We start from the raw sequence: 4,847 nt of genomic DNA, 5'->3' as shown, positions 1-4,847 counted from the left end.
TTTTCTTTCATCGGAAAAAAGCCCCGCAGGGATTTGAAAAAAAATATCGGATTTCGCTTGGTTTATACATAGGAATCTGCATATAGCTTTGCCAGCCCGTCGGCGTTACCCTCGTTGAAGAGGCGCACCCATTCCCGAACGAGTTCCCTCGGATTCATAGTCTTTCTATTGCGTGCAAAAACAACTTGATTAGTTTGGCTTCAGCTTGTCCTGCCACGGCGATGATCTCTTCGATATCCACAGGCTGAAGATTATCGGGATCACATTCATCGGTCAGCACCGAAATGGCCGCACAAGGTAGTCCCATGCGCGCGCACACGATGACCTCGGGTACCGTGCTCATACCCACGACATCGGCTCCAATGCGGCTCAAGAAGCGGTACTCGGCCCGCGTTTCGAGGTTGGGTCCGGCCACAGCCACGTAAACCCCCTCGTGTAGCTCAACCGACTCCGCAGTGGCGGCCCGGCGAAGCAAGTCGTTCATCCGCCCGTTATAGGGCGCACTCATATCGGGGAATCGACCGCCCCAGGAGTCGACATTTCGACCGAAAAGCGGATTGTCCGGCAAAAGGTTGATGTGGTCTTCAATGAGCATGAGGTCGCCCTTTTTGAAGTCCATATTCATGGCTCCGGCCACATTACTCAGGAAAAGATGCTCGATGCCGAGGAGTTTCATGACGCGTATCGGAAAAGTGATATCGCGCGCATTGTAGCCTTCGTAAAAGTGAAAGCGTCCGCTCATGGTGATGACTTGCTTACCGGCGAGTTTTCCGTAAATCAAACGACCGTGGTGAAACTCGACCGTGGCGATTGGGAAATGCGGGATATCTTCGTAGGCCACTTCGACATCGATCTCGATGTGGTCGACCAGTTTTCCGAGTCCGGTTCCGAGTACGATTCCGACCGCGGACTCTTGCATTCCGGCGCCTTGCAAAAAGGCCGCCGTTTCGTTCACTTTTTGTTCGAAATTCATTTCAAATGTTGATGTAATTCGGTGTAGTATTCCAAATCGGTTTGGGTATCGATATCGCGTAATTCTTCAAGCGTACCGAGGGTGAATCCACGCGATACTATCGCCCGGCGGGTTTCGTCGAATACTGAATCGGTACTCCAGGAAATCCCTTCAAAAAGAAAGTCGGCCGGTTGCTTGCAACCCAATAGGTAGTACCCACCATCCCATGCGGGCCCGATAACGAAATCGGAGTTATCCAAGGCTTTGAACGCCGCATCGACGTGCGCGGGCTCTAGTTCATAGCAATCCGAACCGATGATGACGACCTTTTTAGCACCTTCACTGAACGATTGCTCGAAAGCGCTCTTCATGCGCTCGCCCAAGTCACCGTCCGACTGTACGTATTTCGCGAAGCCCTCCGCCGACCAAAGGTCGTGTGCTACGACCTGATCGCTGTAATAAAGCTGTTTAAATGCGTCTACTTTCAAAGCGACTTCTCTCGTGTGTTTTAAAAGTTTCACATAAACGATCAAGGCCTCTTCCTGTCCTATGGTTTCGGCCAATCTTGTTTTCACCTTACCAATAATTGGATTCTTGATGAAAATGATCAAGTGATTCATATTCGGTTTTAGGGGGTGTATTATTTCGTGAGTTCGTAGCCGAATTCCTTTCCTTTTACCGTGGCCGGCACACCTTCGGTCATCCATTTTGGCGCAGGTACTCCTTTGAGGTAGTGATCGAAGAACTGATACATGCGCTTGTCGAGATCCATCCGATTGTGCCATTCGCGCAGGTTGTGGGCCTCGTTGTTGTAAACCAACATCCAAGTGGGCTTGTTATTTCGACGCAAAGCCATGAAATACTCGATTCCCTGATACCAAGACACAGCACCATCGTTGTCGTTGTGCATGATAAGCAAGGGAGTATTCACACGGTCCGCAAAGAATACCGGCGAATTCTCTATGTAGCGCTCGGGGTACTCCCACAGGGAGCCCCCTATGCGGCTCTGGGTGCGCTCGTACTGGAACTGGCGACTGAGTCCACTGCCCCACCGAATGCCGCCGTAGGCGGAGGTCATGTTGCTCACCGGTGCTCCCGCGAAGCCGCAGGCAAAGATGTCGGTTTGCGTTACCAAGTAGGCCGTCTGATAACCTCCCCAGCTCTGACCTTGAACACCTATCCGCTCGGAATCCACATACCCGAGATTGATCATATGCTGTACACCGGGAACCACACAGTCGTAACTGCTCGGCCCGGGATAACCATCGCGGTACACGATATCCGGAACGAACACGACGTAATCGTGACTTACGAGATAACTGAAATTCACGATAGATCGGCTAGGTCCCGGTTGGCGGTACGCATGCAGTGAACTGCTGTAACGCTCGTAGAAATACACGATCATCGGGTATTTCTTATTGGGGTCAAAATTCTCAGGCTTGAAAATGAGCCCTTCGAGCTCTTCACCGTGGTTCGATCTCCATTTCGTCAGCTCTGCCGTTCCCCATTTGATCTCATCCTTCTGCGGATTAATGTCGCTCAGCTTCTTCACATCGTCGAAATTACCTTCGCTCCAGTACAAATCGCCCGGCTCCTCAAAAGTCTCGCTCGTAAACAGCAGTCGGTCGCTGTTTTCGGTGCTCGTTTGATAACTGTAATTGCGTTCTTCCAGGATCAGTTTCACCGGGTCCTCGCCCAGCCTGGGCAGTCGGTAGAATCCGTCTTGCTTCGTTTCTTCGGCGAAGACAATCAAGAGCCATTCGCCCTTCGGGCGGAAGGTCTCCTCCGGGTTCGTAGCGACATAGCGGAGACGGATCTCATTCTTGCGGCCGTAGTCGTTCGTGACACATACCGGATCGTCCTTGCCGAGCGGATCGAGGGCCCAAATATCGTATCGATCGTACACGAATAATTTTTTATCGCCTTTGCTCCATCCCGCTACTCCGTAGGGGTAGGGCACCGCCGGGTGATCGTCTTCTTCATCGTACCAGGCGACATCGGCACCTTCGCTTACTTTTCGGCTCAAGCTCGCTATGCGTTCGTACACGTACCACGAGCTATCGCTGCCGTTGTAGTACGCCAAGTAATTACCTCCTTCCGATAGATCGGGTCGGAACCCTTGGGCATCGATAGCTAAACTACGTTCACCTGTTTTGAGGTCGATGGTGTAATAATCGGTTAGCCACGGATAGGCATAACTATGCAATTCTCTGTACTTGAGCTCACTTGACCCCAAGGCCACGTGATGCTCACTTTTTGGGTTAATTCGCACCTCTTGGATCTTTGGAGTCTCGATTATGACTAGGCGTTCTTCATTAAAATCGAAACGTGCCGTATAGCTCCTATTCTGCTCGTCCTTGGCATTTTCTTTTTGATAGGGTTGGATGTCGGGATCGTTCCACGACCATATATCCACGCTCACCTTTTCGTCGGGGAGTTGGGTGGAGTCTTCTTCATAGGTCACAGGAACGGGCGCCACTTCTAAAAAGAGGTATCGACCATCTTCCATCCACAATGGGCTACCGTTCGCGCTCATCATCCATCCGGCCGCGAGGCCGCGAACACTCGTATCGGCCAGGAGCTTCGCCCCTTTACCCGGGCGGAATAAATAAGCGGAGTAGTAGCGGATTTCGGCTTCAGTGGAGTCGTCGGTTGCGAGGTAGACCAGGCGTTCGCCGGTGTGGTCCGGAACAAAGGCCCCGATTTCCTCGCGCGTGGTGTCGATCATGGTAATGATGCCCTTGGCATTTTCAATGACGTAGAGCCCGTCGTCGTGGAGCGTGTCCTCGGTTTCGCGCATGTAGTAGGTATAGGCACCAAAGTCCGCGAGGCGGTAGTCGTCGGTTTGCAGTACCCGATGCTCTGTGAAACCGTCGAGGGTGCGCACCACGAGTTCGTGTCCCGGGTGCTCGGATGGATCTTCAGGCTCCTCAACGGCCGCAGAATCCTCGTCGAGCTTTTCGCCCACCTCCTCTGTGGTGTCGGGCTCGCGCGGCAATGGTTTCTCCAGCTGATAGACCAATGGCCCTACTGCATCTTCAGTAAGGCGGAAACTCTTCACCCGCTCTATTTTCTCCATTTCTCCCGAGGTCAGATTCAGTATCAGCAAGGTATCTTTCGGGTGCTCATCTTCGTCGACCTCATCGAGCTTGAGTTGACGAATCGTATCGTACTGCGGGCTGACCGTACAAACGAGGTACTGACTATCGAAACTGAACTCGGCATCACCCCCACGCGGCACTCGGTATTTCTTAGTTCCTCCAAGTTCATGCACCTCGAGGTATCCATCGCCCCGCGCAACGTTGACCTCGTAGTAGGCCCATTGTCCGTCGTTGCTCATTTCGCGAGCACCTATTCGTTCCCAGGTGGCGTAGTCGTTTGGGCTCAAAGCCCGCTTGTCTTGGGCCCGGACGGCTGTAAAGGCAAGGAGGGTTATGAGGAGGGGGAGGAGGTTCTTCATAGTTGGATAGTTGGATAGTTGGCAAGATAGAAACTATCGTTCTAATTCATTCTCAAAACAGATTGGTCGTTTTACGATGATTACACAACTTTGGATAATGCCAACACTAAAATCATTCACAGAGCTGAATTGCTGGAAAAAAAGGCCGTGAGTTAAGGGTTTTCGTTTCGAAGGAATTAATCCCTCTACTACCAAAAAGTGAGTCTTATCTTCTCAAAGATCGGATTACAAGGGCCTCAAGGTCAGTAACGGCAAATATCTCAGAAGGCTTTGGGCGATTGCACGATAAAGACAGAAACCGGTTTTTCATTCACTAAAGAGAATCTCTTTACGAGTTGCTTGATCCTATATCAGTCTGCCGGGAGTGTTCACTAAAGTGTGTCATTGGTTAAAAATCTATCTTCAAAATAGTCACATAAATCCCTGCGGACATTA

General features: G+C 51.4%; 4 protein-coding genes. 1 reads left to right on the top strand and 3 read right to left on the bottom strand.

All coding sequences use genetic code 11. The features are described from left to right. Positions 1-154: 154 nt before the first annotated feature. Genes J4F31_11925 through J4F31_11915 form a run of 3 tightly spaced genes read right to left on the bottom strand, consistent with a single transcriptional unit; the run spans position 155 to position 4,412 of the window. Entirely contained in the window at positions 155-973 is an 819-nt protein-coding gene (locus J4F31_11925) for a purine-nucleoside phosphorylase (GenBank protein ID MCE2497266.1), read from the bottom strand. After that, positions 970-1,572, bottom strand: a complete 603-nt coding sequence (locus J4F31_11920; GenBank protein ID MCE2497265.1) for a TIGR04282 family arsenosugar biosynthesis glycosyltransferase — start codon at positions 1,570-1,572, stop codon at positions 970-972. The genes J4F31_11925 and J4F31_11920 overlap by 4 nt, the downstream gene beginning before the upstream one ends. A 20-nt stretch (positions 1,573-1,592) precedes the next feature. Further along, positions 1,593-4,412, bottom strand: a complete 2,820-nt coding sequence (locus J4F31_11915) for a S9 family peptidase (protein MCE2497264.1) — start codon at positions 4,410-4,412, stop codon at positions 1,593-1,595. A 128-nt stretch (positions 4,413-4,540) separates the two neighbouring features. Here J4F31_11915 and J4F31_11910 point away from each other — a divergent pair, with 128 nt between their 5' ends. Then, positions 4,541-4,729: a four helix bundle protein gene (locus J4F31_11910; protein MCE2497263.1), complete on the top strand. Its 189-nt coding sequence runs from the start codon at positions 4,541-4,543 to the stop codon at positions 4,727-4,729. Positions 4,730-4,847 lie beyond the last annotated feature (118 nt).

The sequence above is a fragment of the Flavobacteriales bacterium genome (genome assembly GCA_021296215.1).
Lineage (GTDB): Bacteria > Bacteroidota > Bacteroidia > Flavobacteriales > ECT2AJA-044 > ECT2AJA-044.
Note: the sequence above shows the minus strand (reverse complement) of the source record. Positions and strands in the feature narration are given on the sequence as shown.

Coding starts and splice junctions, on each gene's coding strand:
- J4F31_11925 (MCE2497266.1), bottom strand. CDS start 973: ATGAATTTCGAACAAAAAGTGAACGAAACGGCGGCCTTTTTGCAAGGC.
- J4F31_11920 (MCE2497265.1), bottom strand. CDS start 1,572: ATGAATCACTTGATCATTTTCATCAAGAATCCAATTATTGGTAAGGTG.
- J4F31_11915 (MCE2497264.1), bottom strand. CDS start 4,412: ATGAAGAACCTCCTCCCCCTCCTCATAACCCTCCTTGCCTTTACAGCC.